This window comes from Spirosoma jeollabukense (assembly GCF_054777855.1).
The window spans coordinates 1-13,421 of the sequence record NZ_BAAHAD010000011.1; the positions used below are offsets into that span (position 1 = coordinate 1).

Below are 13,421 nucleotides of genomic sequence, written 5' to 3' on the forward strand. Positions count from 1 at the left end.
TGTTTTATGCCGTCTGGTTAGCACTAGGGGCAGTTGGTCACGAGTTGTTCATTCAATTCAGCCCGTTTAAATGAAACTAAATGTGTCCCTATACTTATCAATACTAGAAACTCATAATTCATAGTAAATGGTAGAAGTATTTTTCCTGGCACTGTGAAATGTAAAAATATAGCAATCAATCACTCTTACTTATAGAAACCGTTGTACCATCTGCCAAAAACTTAAGTCTGCCACCATTATTAACAACTTGCTGTGCTTGAGCAGAAGAAGTTGAAACTACTATGGTATGACCAAAATTTATTGTTACTATATCTGTTGCGGTTGGCTCATGTCCGCAGGACCAAGTTGACGAACTTATCCAATTACCTGATTGAAGCGATTGACAAATACCATAATTAATACTACTTCTAATGTAAAATGAGGCAGTGTCGGCTATAAATTCTCCACTTGACGTTTTTCCTACTACAAAAATATTTTTCAAACCTGGTAAGTTACCATTAGCCACTAGTGTATAATTAGCAACAGGTGTATTTACCTGACTAGCATATACTGTGTCAGCACTGTAATCCACTGAAGTTTTAATTTCTGTAACATTAGTACCTGCAATTTTGACATCGACGAGTTGATTGTCGTTAAATATCTGACCGTGTTTAGGCGATGTAATTTGAATCGACCCAGAAGAATTAATGCTCTGTCCATTGGACACGCTAATAGTTACCGACTCTGGACTTGAAAAACTATTAGTTATTACTGGTGGGCTTAAAGATTCATTGCTAAATCCATTACTACAAAATGAAATATTAGTTGGAGATTTCAATAGATAAATTATCCTTTGGATAACTACAGGATTCGCTACAGAACCATCATGGCTTAGTCCTGTTATGATTGTTTTACAGTCATCTTTTAAACCCCCTAATTGACTTGTAACTGATACAATACCATCATTGAAATCTTTGTTAAATACTATTGAGGCATCTGTATTACACCAAGATAAATAAGGTGAAATATAAAAAGGGGATTCATATTTACGAAAGCCATTATCAAACACTATACTTAGATAAGTAGCTATAGTGTGTGACGGCACCATATTATTATTTATGTTATTGCTACCATTTAAGTCCTCACGAATTGCCGGACTATTTACTTGTAAATCATTAACTGCTCCTCCATCTAATGGACCACCTGTAAAAGGTCCAAGTTTTATATCTATCAAAGACGATACAGTACTGTTAGACTTAGGAAATTGTGATGAACGTAGCATGTTAGCTAATTGTGAACCGAAATGAGGAGTATTTACTGTAATTAGTTTGTGAATATCTCCATGATAGCCAGTACTCTGCAAATACAGCCTGCCTAGAATACCGCCCATGCTGTGTCCTATATAATCGATTTTACCTGCTGCAATACCGTTAAAACGGAGGTCTTTTATCAATAAATCTATCTCTTTCGGAATACGTGGAGCGTTAATCGAAAAGCTCCTATGACTTGAGCTGTGATACTCTGCGACATGAATAAAATTATCACTGTATAACCCTGAGTCAATCAAGCCTTTTTTAGTTTCCTTAAATGCAGAAGCTTCAGACCAAAGGCCATGTACCATTAATACCGGCGCTGGATTAAGGTGTATGATGCGGGTAGCCACAATGTTCTGCGGATTATTTTTAGGAGCAAGAAGGAGCTTAAGTAAACTCGTCTGAGTTTTATAATCAGGATGTTTATATGAACAGACCATCTCTTCATTATTCACCAGAGAGCATGTTAATTCACCCGTAGTCGACGATAATGGCTCACTTAAACTTAATTGATATTGCGACAAATCATATCCCCTTGCCTTGATTCGAAAAAAAGACGCTGTCGCTCCATCTGTACAAACCTCAAAGGTTTCGCCATCGCTTAGTTTGCTTTCGATGGCAAACACAGGATTGGAAGCTATTTTGTGGTAATGCTTAATAGTCAAATAGTCATTGTCAGGTGCAGGGCCAGGTCCCGTTGGAAATGTGGGTGGATCACTAGGTGGAGTGTTTGGTGGAGGAGTAGGACTGAAAAAATTGGATGCTTTAATTGGATCACTCCAGTTTGGAGTTGGACAACTTGAGTTACGACAGTACGCTTGATACTCTATGTAGTCATATGGATTTCTTAAATAAGCTTTGTCTTTTCTTGAATTAAATGTTAGTGAGCTTTCTGATGACCAAACTATTTCCTGTGTCGGCTTACAACCTTGGGCCGTTAACTCAACCGTTTCTGTTCCAGTAACAAGTGTATTCGCTGGGGCTAATGATAAGCTAACTGTTTTGGCTGTTATAGTAGGTTTATCATTTTTGGGTATAACATTTACTATTAAGTTAGCAGAATATTTATTTTTCAATGAATAGGCAGGCTTGCACGGGGAAGTGGGATAAGAATAGTTATCCTCCCAAGAAACAGTGTAGGTAGTGCTACTAGTGGGAGTCACATTGATTCTCGAATAATAGGTTCCATATAGATTATAACCAGGTGTATCGCTACGATCTGTAATGCTTGGACCCTCCCATTTCAAACTATTATTCTCTTTTGAGTAGTCAATATTAAAGCTACATTGTTGTCGAACTTCATCATAGTCAAACATTTTGAAAAAATAATCCTTAGAAGGGTTAATCCCTGAACATATATTAGGGTTAACAATTTGGAGATAGACTGTAAATGTTTCGCCTTCACATATTGTCTTTGGGGCACCACCAAAAACGCAATAAGTCATGTCAACTGTACTAACTGTTTGACCATGCGTATAAGTCATCAATAGTACAAGTAGAATCGAGAATAGAATTTTTCTCATTAGTTATAACTTTTAAAATAATTTAGAGGTATTTAGTATTGTATTAACAGGGTATCTATAATCTTTTGATTGTGTTGAATACAGTTCAATAAATTACTACTCATAAATCTATATCATATAAAGATAGAAAACTTATTATTTTAACCTCTTTATTCAAAGACAAGGTAGTCTACTAAATATTAAGCTGGTTTATCTATACTTAAAAGCGGCTCCCCATCGCTGAAGGGCCGCCTTGCAGCCCACCGATTCCTACGTGTATCTGATAATCGAAACATTGCCCCGTTCGTCGGTAATTCGATACCTGCCGTCCGGCAGTTGCTGGACTTGTTTCCTTTCCGGCTTACTTCCCATAGTTGTTGTATTAATCCGTTCAACTCATCAACCCATTTGTGCAACTCACGGCCAGAACTAGCCGTCTGTGCTTTCAGGTCATAGCATTGATTGAACGGTCGTGCGTACCCTGGCCAATCTGGACTCAGTTGCGGCAGCGCAATACTTCGATTATATTGGTGATTGGGTGTTTACGACCTACGGCGGCCGGTTAACGGCTCCTAATCTAGGTAAGGCCAAAGGTGGCTGTGTATAAGAAGAGACAGGACTTAAATTTAAAAAATATGATAACCCGTTTTCTGATAGGAGGATAATAGAAAACTCGGTACTTACAGTGCGATTCTTTTTGAACAAGGCGCTATAAATCAAACTTCCTGGCTAAGCTAGATGTATTTCACTGGCTGCATAGAAACAGTTTTGTAAATTGACCGTTAATAAATTTTTACTTGATCGAATTTGTTACTTTAGGTTAAAATTTCGTACATATTGATTAATAAGTTTAAGATTTAGATTACTTGTATTTAAAACAGCGATTAACGAAAACCCATATTAAGTATGAAACCCATTTTTATTTATCAGACCCTCCTGCTTTGCGCTGTAAGCTTACAAGCGTTAGCCCAAGCCCAGATCGTTACGCCCGATGAGCAGCCACTTTATTTTCAAGCCCTTAGTGGATCAAATAATTTATTAATTAGTCAAAGTACCACGTTCAACACCTTTGTAGGAAGGGGGGCGGGACAGGCAAATACAACGGGCGCCCAAAACACCTTTCTGGGCTATCAGGCTGGTTTTGCCAATACAGCCTCCTCAAATACGTTTCTGGGCTATCAGACTGGTAACAAAACTACCACGGGCAATAATAATCTTTTCATCGGCCAACAGGCGGGTTTCCTCAATACCACTGGCGCCAGTAACGTCTTTGCAGGCACCTTAGCGGGTTACTCGAACATCAACGGTGGGAACAATGTCTTTATCGGTCCCCAGGCGGGCGCTAACAATGCCGGTGGGAGCTTTAACATGTTCTTCGGCAGTTCCTCAGGTGCTTTAAACGTGTCGGGTAGTTATAACATGGCCATCGGCAGCGGAGCAGGCTACAAAAACCAGGGCAATCAAAATACCTTTGTGGGGACCAGCGCGGGTTTAAACAGTCAAAGTGGGAATAACAATGTATTTATTGGTCAGGAAGCCGGAACAAGCATCACGGGGGGCAGTAATAACACCTTCGTCGGCTGGCAGGCCAATGCGGCTCCCAGTGCAGGCAATATCACCAACGCGGGGGCCATTGGGGCAGGCGCTGTCGTGTCCGCTTCGAATGCGCTGGTACTGGGTAACAATGCGATGAACATTGGCATTGGGGCCACGGCCCCGGCCAACAAACTGGAAATTACGCAGGGCACTCCGGGCAAAAGCGGTCTACGCTTTACCAATCTGACTTCGGCCTACACGACGACAGTGCTGAATCAGACCAAATTTCTGACTGTCGATACTAATGGGGATGTCATCCTGGCCAGCATCAACGGATCGGGCCGGGTGGGGGCTGACACGGACGGCGCCTGGCAAGCCAGTGGGGATAATCTCCAAAATACTAATCCGGGTGGCGTAGTCATTGGGCCAGGTGTGAGTAAAACGCCCGCTGGTTATCGGCTGTACGTAGCTGATGGCATCCTAACCGAAAAAGTGAAGGTGGCCGTGAAGAGTACCAATGATTGGAGTGATAAAGTATTTGAGTCTGGCTATAAGCTCAAAAGTCTAGGGGAAGTTGAACAGTACATTACTAAGGCGGGTCATTTACCCGGTGTTCCTTCGGCTTCCGAAGTAGTTGAACAAGGGGTGGACGTGGCCAAGATGGATGCCAAGTTGCTGGAGAAAATTGAGGAACTAACCTTGCACATGATCAACATGGAAAAGCGGATCAATGCTCTCACCAAGGAAAATCAATCGCTGAAACAAGGGCTGGTAAAGATGGCTAAAACGAGATCTAAGTAATATGGCAAAGCTTTCCTTATCCATCTGGCTCTTCCTTAGTAGCTTATTCGCTATGGCACAGGGAATTGAGCAAAGCCGCTTGTTGGCCAGCGGCTATCGCCCCCAACCACTTGAACAAGCGGGGGCTATTCTGACCGCTACAAATGAAGTGCTCACCAACACCTCGATTGAGTACAAAGCGGGGCAGGCCGTTGTGCTGCAACCAGGTTTTGAGGCCAAGGCGGGCTCGGTCTTTACGGCAACAGTGAATCCTAAAATCTCCTTCCCATCGGAAAGCGATGCGATAGGTTTGTCTATTGAGGCCTACCCCAATCCTTTTGTAGACCAGACCACAATTAAATATACTGTGCCGATAAAGGGGCAGGTGCAGCACACGTTACTGAATGCCAAAGGGCAGCCCGTTCCGCAAGTGAGCGAGCCAATGGAGCAGACGGCCGGATCTTATCAAACTCAGCTAGAGGGGCATGATTTGCCGGTAGGGGTGTATTTGTATCAGCTACAGGTAGGAGGCCAAACCCGTACCCTGCGATTGATCAAGAAGTAGCAACCTACCCAGTTAAAAAAACAACCCCGACAAAGTGCCGAGGCTGATAGTGTGCGGTTCACGCTTGGTTCAACTCAAAACAAACCCATCGCTAAACCCGTGAAATATGTCCAGGTACAGACAACCGTTCTCATCCCGAACCCAGCGCTGACCATAGTCCGCAATGTGAATGCCCATCCGCACGTGATTATAGTTTAGACCCCGCCGTTTCAGCTCCGGAAAAAATACGTTTCGATCACAGCCACATTCAATAAATATGTCATAGTAGAACTGTAAAGTTTCCAAAGCGGTGATGTGCTCCTTACGGGTGGCCAGTCGGCGCAAGTGCTCCACGATCTCGGGGAATCCACCCGAATAGAGAACATTGCCGCGCGAAAACTTTACCTCCCGCCCTTTGTTAATGATTTCCATCTCATCCCGTCTAACCTCAATTAAACAGTACACGCTATTGGCTTCGGCATACTGCAACATTGATAGTGGCTGACCCATGCCCCGCCATAAGCCAAACAAACCCATCCCGTCATCTTTTCGGGTATGATTCCTCAAGGAAAGACCAGGCTTGTAGCCGGGCATCTCTACGTAGCAGGTGGTGGGGTAGTGGAAGGGGAATTTTGATAGATAAGGAGAACGGCCATCCGGATTATTCACCCGAATCACATACTCTTTGTGTTTGTCCGGGATATGAAACCGGTACGGCCGAGGCTGAATTCCCAAGTGTCGTTTAAGTGATTCTAGCCAAAGCATTATCAAGGGTCATTTAGTGGATGATAAACAATATACTATACGTATTTAAATACTTATATACAGGCGTAATGACCCCCAACGGATTAGGGATTACATGCCGGATTTTAACGCTAGCTCAAATAGAAAATTCCGTTCTTCTTCACTGAATACCGACAGATCCGGTGTGAGCCGCTGGCAGGCGTCGCGGATCTCGGGGAAGTCGTCGGGCCGCCACTGGTTCTGACAGATGGCTTGCAGCAGGCGGACTTTAAGGCTTCTACTAGTAAGGCACATCATGCCCGATTTGTGGCCTATTTTAGCGACCAGATCACCCAGGCGGCTTCTTTCGGCTTCACTCAAGCGGCTTAAATCGCGGGGGGATTCTCTTTCATGCGGTTGATACAGGGGAATAAACGGTGCTAAATCCAACTGATTGCTGCGGATCGCCTTGAGCAGGCTTCGCAGCACATTGGTAGGTATTGATGTTATCACAGGGGTGTTCTTCATGTCTGACAGGGGGTTAACTGACTATTATTGAAACCGGTCTAAAATCCGGACGGCTTCCATGGCAATCGATAGCTCTTCAGGGGTTAACTGCTCCAGATCCAGCTCAATGGCTTTACTGCCCGCCTGACGCAGTTCGGAATAATCTAGGATGTCAAGCTGACCTGCCTGAAGCGAGCGCAGCAGGCGGAGCTTCAGGTCCCGGGTAAGGGGGACAAGGGTGGGGGCTGTTAGCGTTCTCATGATCGGTTAGTCCATTTTTCGGGATAGGGCCACTAAAAAGTCGTTTTCCGCCTGCGTAAACACCGACAGGTCGAGCGTAAGCCGGGGGCAGGCCTAGAGCAGTTCGGGAAAGTCGTTCAGACTAAGTCTGCCCGTTCGACTAGCGGCTAGCAGGCGCAGCTTTGCGGGGCGGGTCAAGGGCACAAAAGCGGGTAAGTATTTCCCTTTTTCACTCAGTTCATAGAGCCAGACCACTTCGACATTCATTAGTCTGGCCAGCTCCTGGGTAGACATCTTATCGGGTAAGTGGTACAGGGGAGCAAACAGGGCCATATTGATCTGACCGGCCTGAATGGCCTGTAACAACTTGTAGGTTAAGTTCTGGTCCAACTCCATGGGTACAAAGGGTTGAGTCTTCATAACAGAAAGTCATAGGTGTCTAAGGGGATGGGTTCAGCTGCTGGCTGATCCTCCTCTCCAGGTCTAGGCTGGCGAGCTTCAGTAAGGTCTTGCGGGCTTCGAGGCTGTAAATCACCACATACCCCTCGTCGTAGTCTATCTCCTGGCTGCTGGCCATCAGCAGATACATAAACGCGTGACAAACAAATCGGATGGGTTGGCCCGTGTTGTTCTTCAAGGCGGACAGGGCTACGGTGTCCTGACTCTTAAGCGCTGCGGCAATCAATTTTCAGTGGGGTGGGTCGGCCGGTTCAATGTCGATATAGTCAGTTGGTATTTTGCTCATGGAGTTTGTTGGGTTAACAAACTGGTAGTCTCTGGATTCATGCTAGAAAGGCATACGTGTCTAAGGGGATGCCCAGTTCATCAATGACCGGTGAGGCGTTGTCTTCTTCGCCCTGGCGCCTTCGGGCAAAACGGGCAAAATCCAGCTGGGCCTGGGGGCTATAGATGGGCACATGGCTACGCTCAGTTTCTTTCTCCCAGGAGCTGGCCATCAGGCTATACAAGAACCAGCTATTAATAAACCAGATCGGTTTTTGGGTATTACCCTTTAGCTGGGCAAGTGCCGCGGCGTCCTTCGCTTTAATAGCGGCCGCGATGAGCCTTCGGTGCCGCAGATCGGTGGGGTCAAGAGTTAGAATGGTTTTAGTAATCATGGCTTGTTTAAAATTTGGTCGATGAGTTCATTGAGCTGTTCGTCCGAGAGGCCCTCTAGGCGGGAAGCCAAATCAATCTTCCGTTCCCGCTGTTTGGGCAGGACGTATTCTAAAAACTTTAGGTAGGCGGTGACCCGCTCTTTGGGGTCGAGGCCTTCCATATCGCCCTGGATAGTGTCAAACTGGTCATCAATGAGCGAGGCAATCCGGCTTTTAATATCGGCCGTGGTTTTGTTAGGAGTTCCGGGCAGTCGGCCCCCGGTCTTAGGTTTTCCTTTTTCGAATTTCATGGTCGTTACTCTAAAGTAGAGAGAGAATAGAGATAATTAGCTGTGGATTATCTGGTCATATTAAAGCGATTAATCTCCCGCTTAGCCTCCGCTATTAGGGTGTCCTTGTCTAGCTTGAAGCGGTGCTGTATTCGCCGGGTGGCCTGCTGGTAGCGAGGGAGCAATTCGTACCATTCATTGCCCAGCAGGACGCCCCGAACGTTTTCCATCGAGCAGGTGACCATCTGGTTGGCCGTGTACACATCGATTCGCTGGAACTGCCGAATTTCCTGACACACCCAGTGCAGGGTCTTCTCCTGACCCGCCAGGTAGCTTTTAAACGCAAACTCAAAGGAGTCCACATGGGAGAGCAGTAGTAGCGCATACTTACCCGCGTGTTGTTTCTTGCCCGCCAGAGGGTAGGTAGGCAACGTGTTTAAATAAGCGTCCAGCGCGGTCAGGTTGACGATGGTATTGGGCTCAAAGAATTGAGCGATAGCAGGTAGTTCGTTCATGGCTGTGTTGGGAGTGAGGCTAAGCCAAGCTGGTTAAAGGGTGGATACTGGCGCTGCCACTCAAAGTAGTCCTGCGCTCTGAGGGTCGGTACGGCGCTAGGTGGACTGGGTTCGTCCCATTCGGTAGGGTACGAATCAACGGGCTCTACGGCCAGTACTTCGCCATAGATAGTTTCCCCATCGGCATAGGTCAGCCGTGGCCTGTTGTCGGGTGTTGAGCCAAGCAGGTGGTCGGCTAGATCCAACCCTTTCGCCCGGTCTTCCTCGGTGGCTAGTTTTTCCAGGTAGTCGTTTACGGTAATATCAAAGCCCTCCGCTCGTAGCTCTTGGCTTTTGGTAAGCCATCCCTTGTTGACTTGGCCTTTCTCGTTGACTAGATCCTGATAGGCGTTCAGGTCGGGAAACAAGACGATCTTACGGCCTTTCAGCGGGGCTAGTCGCTCAGCGTTCAGATACGACTTACCACCGGCCGCCATCCAGACAAAGCCAGGAAAGTAATGACTGCACAGAATAGCCGTTTTGGGCGCTTCGACAATGGCCACCGGTTGATCGATGGGCGCATGCTGAATCTGGGGCAAGCTAAACAGACAAGGGGAGCGTTCGGCTTTTTCCTCGTACTCCCTCAGCCAATCGGGAACCGGCTCCTGTTTCTCCGCATAGCGACGGATTAGCGCCGAATGAACCCAACTGGTCTTGCTACGTCGCCTTGAGCGTCTTTATATTTGACCGTGTGGAAATCACCGCCAAACAGCTTGATCTGCCCGCCCCGCTTGCGGTTGTGCTCGTCAATGTACCAGAATACACAGGCCCCGGGCCAGCGGCTGGAAGTTCCAATCTGAAACCGTTGTAGAAGCGCTGTGGCGGTATCTTCGCTCAGATGGGTCTTAAGTAAGATGGCCAGTTGATTGCGTTCGTAAAATCCAAGTGATTGCTGAAAGACCTCCTCGGGTATGCAGTAAACGGATTGCTATGGTTTAGTACTGGCTGGTTGTGGGGTTGGCTTATCAAAGATAAAGGCGGCTACCTTTTCGGCCTGTTCGGGCGTAGCTCCCTCCATCTGCACTAACTGCTCCACCACCCCTGAGCGGGTTATGTATGGCTTCATCTTACCCGCCATCCGAAACCAGGTCTTGGGTATAGGGCCAACACTTTCCATGGCTTTTAGCTCGTCATGATACGAAAGACCAGAAGCACCTTTGTGGTAAGGGGACAAATGATAACCGCAGTTGCTTTCCCGATCACAGCGGCCGTATAGTTCCGGTAAGGGGTCGCTCGTCTGAGTGTCAACGTAGCGGCTGAGCGTTCGGCGGTGGCGGGGTCCGCATTGTGGGCAGTCACCTTTGACCGCTTTTCTAGGCAGTTGATACCGGAGCATTTTAGGAGTGGCTGTCATGAGTCGAGAAAAGGGGTTTGTAGACGTTTTCAACAACTCCATCCGAATGGGTATAACTAGCCGTGAGGGTAAAGTTGTGGCCGTTTACCTCGATATAAGGAGACAAATCCGGCGTACCAGCCAAGACAATGTCCAGTTGATGCGGAACTTCACACTTGCCGCAGGGCTGATAGAAGGTGAGATGCGTATTGACCATGAGCAAAAAAATAATTGTTTGTTTTTGCCTGCACAGCCTACATTTCCTACATGGTTTGAAGAAGTTAATAGTGGCTCACTATGTAGGATATGTAGAAAATGTAGGCCCTAAAACATCTTTTTTTTAGTAGAGTGAATCAGTCTTGCGGGTAAAGGCTACGTAGCCTGCTGTTTTGCGCTCCGTTACGATGGCATTACGGGCAAAGGGGTAGTTTTCAAGCTTGGCAACCCCTTCCGAGATCGACCGGTTATAGAGCGTGCGAAGGGTTCTGAATCGAACCGACAGAGAGGTATCCATATTACCCCGCTCCCGAAAGAAGCTTTCAAATGCATTACAGAACTTGACCGTTACGGCATCGAAGCGAACATCCGTTTTGCCCGGAAACTGTTGAGATATGAATTCGGCAAGCTGATTCTTTAGGTCTTTGTAGATAAGGCTGTTGCCAACCTTGCCCGTTTTAGCCATAATGTCAATCTGCTAAGCAAGGTATTCCAACAATGTATATTTTCGCGCCTGCCTGCGACCTTCGATGGCTTTTGACGCTAACGCTCTTACATCATGAACCTCATCAGCCATTGTGAGGGATTTGGCGGCCGTGGTATACTGGTTTTCTTTGGCCATCAATCGGCTTATCAAATCCTCCCGGTGGGGTTCAGGATAACTTTTACGGATGGCTTCTTTAAAACCGGTGGGGTTCTCGTTCCAGTACTTCGGGTGCAGACTATGACCTGTGGCAATGAATGTGGTTTTTCGATCCTTAGTAATGCGTATCCAGAAGGGGTGTGTGCCTTCTTTGAGTGTTTTGCTCGTTCTGTAAACAATGCGTATGGTGGCACTCCCTTCTTTATGCTCAGTTGTCCTGCCATTGTTGTACCCTGGATTAAGGTATCATGTTAGGTACAACAAACATAATAAACTATGTTGTACCCGCAACAAACGCTAACAAGACTAAACCATCGAACTATACTGAATTACAGACGCTTAGTTAATAAAAATAGTTGATAAGTAAGTACAAAATCTTGCATGGGGTGCAAGAGGTCGTGGGTTCGAATCCCGCCTTCCCGACACTAATTATCAGCCACTTACAAATTTTGTAAGTGGCTTTTTTTCTTAACTGATTTCTCAATAGCCAAAGTTTGCACACGGTAGCTCTAGAATTAGCTATATCTATGGTCTACTTCATCATGTGAGCGTAAAGTCAATAAGGAAAAGAGTCAGGTTACGCAAAAGGGAGATTAATAGTGGTTTTAAAGAGCTAATAGGACTTCGTACCGCCCATACACCTTAAAGAGTAAATCGGCTCTACAACACAAATGCCCTGAATTTATTTAATCCAGACTGGTCATTACCAAACTTAATAATAGATGGGGTTTCTGCCAGGCATGGGGCTTATTAAGGATCGACTGGTGTCAATATACGATTTCATTAACATACTTTACGAACCCGTGTTTAAGATCAGAATAACGTATCATCATAGAGCTATAAAGCAGTGGCGTTCGTATTGTTTTTATTTTTAAGCTACTTGTGGAATTTCGTTCCTTCCTGCATCTATCTCAAAAAAGCAGTTCAAGATTAGGCTTCATGAAAGTTATTTTCATCAACCTTAACAATTATTTTATGATCAACGCTCCGCCTTAGGCATCGTAACATCCTATCTTAGCAGGGGATAATCTTTGTGTGACACTTGAGAAACAAGGCTTTATCTTACTCCTCACTTTGTAAAAAATAAGTTGATGAAGTCAGATATATCCAAGTATTTATTGTTGGATTACAATGAAAGTGAAAGATTTGACATAAAGGATTGTATGGTTTTCACTTGAAAACCCATATTTTTGTGAAGGTTTGAAGGCATTTCTATTAATTTTTTAGCTGGACAAACCGAAAGAGTCTAAATTTTTCACTTTTTTTACCGGGTAAACCAACTTTTAAATTTTAACCCTACAGTCCAGTTCCAATGAAAACACAAACTCCCTCTCCAGCACCCGCCAAAGCACCGGCACCAAAAAAGTCGTCGTCGAGTGGTCTAAACCCGGCTTTCGTAATTCCGGTTCTGCTGTTAATCGGCATACTGACGTACATGTTCGTCTTTGGTGATGGCAGCCACTTCCAGGAAGGCGATAACACAAAAGAACCCCTTCCTGGCGACTACTTCGGTACCGTATACAAGGGAGGCTTTATCGTACCAATTCTGTTCACCTGTTTCTTAACGGTATTGGTATTCTCCATCGAGCGGTTTATCACAATTGGTCGCGCTAATGGCTCAGGTTCAATTGACGATTTCGTTCGGAAAGTAAAAGCTCAGCTTGACCGCAATGAAGTAGCAGCAGCTATCCAGGAGTGCGATCGCCAGAAAGGTTCGATCGGTAACGTAGTAAAAACTGCTTTAGTGAAGTATCAGCAACTAGCTACCGATACTCAGTTAGACAAAGAGCAGAAACTGGTAGCCTTACAGAAAGAAGTGGAAGAAGCTACCACGCTTGAGTTACCAATGCTGGAAAAGAACTTAACCATCATTGCGACGCTGGCATCGGTTTCAACCCTTATTGCCCTGCTTGGTACGGTGCTTGGGATGATTCGGGCTTTCGCAGCCATGGGTGCTACGGGTCAGCCTGACACAGGTGCGCTTTCAACTGGTATCTCAGAAGCCCTTGTAAATACGGCTCTTGGTATCGGTACGGCCGCTATTGCGACGATCATGTATAGCTATTTCACCAGCCGTATTGACGTATTGACCTACAATATCGATGAAATCGGCCTGAGCATTCAGCAGAATTTCGCAGCTCATTATTAATCTTAACAACAACTC

18 protein-coding genes are annotated in these 13,421 nt (G+C 45.7%); 3 read left to right on the forward strand and 15 right to left on the reverse strand.

Annotated elements, in window-relative coordinates; translation table 11 throughout:
- Nucleotides 1–175 precede the first annotated feature (175 nt).
- On the reverse strand, nucleotides 176–2,776 hold the full coding sequence (locus tag ACYVEA_RS27530) for an esterase/lipase family protein (RefSeq protein ID WP_461116645.1): 2,601 nt from the start codon (nucleotides 2,774–2,776) through the stop codon (nucleotides 176–178).
- 924 nt (nucleotides 2,777–3,700) lie between these two features.
- Here ACYVEA_RS27530 and ACYVEA_RS27535 point away from each other — a divergent pair.
- Nucleotides 3,701–5,131 carry a bZIP transcription factor gene (locus ACYVEA_RS27535; RefSeq protein ID WP_461116646.1) on the forward strand — a complete coding sequence of 477 codons (1,431 nt, stop codon included), beginning with the start codon at nucleotides 3,701–3,703 and terminating at the stop codon, nucleotides 5,129–5,131.
- A gap of 1 nt (nucleotide 5,132) precedes the next feature.
- On the forward strand, nucleotides 5,133–5,675 hold the full coding sequence (locus tag ACYVEA_RS27540; protein ID WP_461116647.1) for a T9SS type A sorting domain-containing protein: 543 nt from the start codon (nucleotides 5,133–5,135) through the stop codon (nucleotides 5,673–5,675).
- Nucleotides 5,676–5,744: 69 nt separating this feature from the next.
- Here ACYVEA_RS27540 and ACYVEA_RS27545 read toward each other — a convergent pair whose 3' ends face one another.
- The 14 genes from ACYVEA_RS27545 to ACYVEA_RS27610 all read right to left on the reverse strand — a co-directional run bounded on the left by ACYVEA_RS27545 (nucleotide 5,745) and on the right by ACYVEA_RS27610 (nucleotide 11,443).
- Complete coding sequence (locus tag ACYVEA_RS27545; protein WP_461116648.1) at nucleotides 5,745–6,419, reverse strand: hypothetical protein; 675 nt, start codon at nucleotides 6,417–6,419, stop codon at nucleotides 5,745–5,747.
- Nucleotides 6,420–6,509: 90 nt separating this feature from the next.
- Entirely contained in the window at nucleotides 6,510–6,905 is a 396-nt protein-coding gene (locus ACYVEA_RS27550) for a hypothetical protein (RefSeq protein WP_461116649.1), read from the reverse strand.
- 24 nt (nucleotides 6,906–6,929) lie between these two features.
- Nucleotides 6,930–7,145 (reverse strand): hypothetical protein, encoded by a 216-nt coding sequence (locus tag ACYVEA_RS27555; protein WP_461116650.1) that lies wholly within the window; start codon nucleotides 7,143–7,145, stop codon nucleotides 6,930–6,932.
- Nucleotides 7,146–7,238: 93 nt separating this feature from the next.
- Nucleotides 7,239–7,544 (reverse strand): hypothetical protein, encoded by a 306-nt coding sequence (locus ACYVEA_RS27560; protein ID WP_461116651.1) that lies wholly within the window; start codon nucleotides 7,542–7,544, stop codon nucleotides 7,239–7,241.
- Nucleotides 7,545–7,563: 19 nt separating this feature from the next.
- Complete coding sequence (locus ACYVEA_RS27565; RefSeq protein WP_461116652.1) at nucleotides 7,564–7,809, reverse strand: hypothetical protein; 246 nt, start codon at nucleotides 7,807–7,809, stop codon at nucleotides 7,564–7,566.
- Between the two features lie 97 nt (nucleotides 7,810–7,906).
- The gene (locus tag ACYVEA_RS27570) at nucleotides 7,907–8,242 is read right to left on the reverse strand and encodes a hypothetical protein (RefSeq protein WP_461116653.1); all 336 of its coding nucleotides are present in this window, start codon (nucleotides 8,240–8,242) and stop codon (nucleotides 7,907–7,909) included.
- The gene (locus tag ACYVEA_RS27575; RefSeq protein ID WP_461116654.1) at nucleotides 8,239–8,532 is read right to left on the reverse strand and encodes a hypothetical protein; all 294 of its coding nucleotides are present in this window, start codon (nucleotides 8,530–8,532) and stop codon (nucleotides 8,239–8,241) included. Before ACYVEA_RS27575 ends, ACYVEA_RS27570 begins: the two co-directional genes overlap by 4 nt.
- A gap of 47 nt (nucleotides 8,533–8,579) precedes the next feature.
- A complete protein-coding gene (locus tag ACYVEA_RS27580) occupies nucleotides 8,580–9,026 on the reverse strand; it encodes a hypothetical protein (RefSeq protein WP_461116655.1) in 447 nt (148 codons plus the stop codon).
- Nucleotides 9,023–9,694 carry a DUF6371 domain-containing protein gene (locus ACYVEA_RS27585; RefSeq protein ID WP_461116808.1) on the reverse strand — a complete coding sequence of 224 codons (672 nt, stop codon included), beginning with the start codon at nucleotides 9,692–9,694 and terminating at the stop codon, nucleotides 9,023–9,025. Before ACYVEA_RS27585 ends, ACYVEA_RS27580 begins: the two co-directional genes overlap by 4 nt.
- Nucleotides 9,694–9,978, reverse strand: coding sequence for a DUF6371 domain-containing protein (locus ACYVEA_RS27590; protein WP_461116809.1), 285 nt, complete (start codon nucleotides 9,976–9,978; stop codon nucleotides 9,694–9,696). The genes ACYVEA_RS27585 and ACYVEA_RS27590 overlap by 1 nt, the downstream gene beginning before the upstream one ends.
- Before the next feature lie 15 nt (nucleotides 9,979–9,993).
- Nucleotides 9,994–10,419 (reverse strand): PG0870-related protein, encoded by a 426-nt coding sequence (locus ACYVEA_RS27595; RefSeq protein WP_461116656.1) that lies wholly within the window; start codon nucleotides 10,417–10,419, stop codon nucleotides 9,994–9,996.
- Nucleotides 10,403–10,615 carry a hypothetical protein gene (locus tag ACYVEA_RS27600; RefSeq protein ID WP_461116657.1) on the reverse strand — a complete coding sequence of 71 codons (213 nt, stop codon included), beginning with the start codon at nucleotides 10,613–10,615 and terminating at the stop codon, nucleotides 10,403–10,405. Before ACYVEA_RS27600 ends, ACYVEA_RS27595 begins: the two co-directional genes overlap by 17 nt.
- A gap of 123 nt (nucleotides 10,616–10,738) precedes the next feature.
- Complete coding sequence (locus ACYVEA_RS27605; RefSeq protein ID WP_461116658.1) at nucleotides 10,739–11,080, reverse strand: phage integrase SAM-like domain-containing protein; 342 nt, start codon at nucleotides 11,078–11,080, stop codon at nucleotides 10,739–10,741.
- A gap of 12 nt (nucleotides 11,081–11,092) precedes the next feature.
- Entirely contained in the window at nucleotides 11,093–11,443 is a 351-nt protein-coding gene (locus ACYVEA_RS27610; RefSeq protein WP_461116810.1) for an Arm DNA-binding domain-containing protein, read from the reverse strand.
- 1,126 nt (nucleotides 11,444–12,569) lie between these two features.
- Between ACYVEA_RS27610 and ACYVEA_RS27615 the strand changes: the two genes are divergently transcribed.
- A complete protein-coding gene (locus ACYVEA_RS27615; protein ID WP_093825505.1) occupies nucleotides 12,570–13,406 on the forward strand; it encodes a MotA/TolQ/ExbB proton channel family protein in 837 nt (278 codons plus the stop codon).
- Nucleotides 13,407–13,421: the final 15 nt, after the last annotated feature.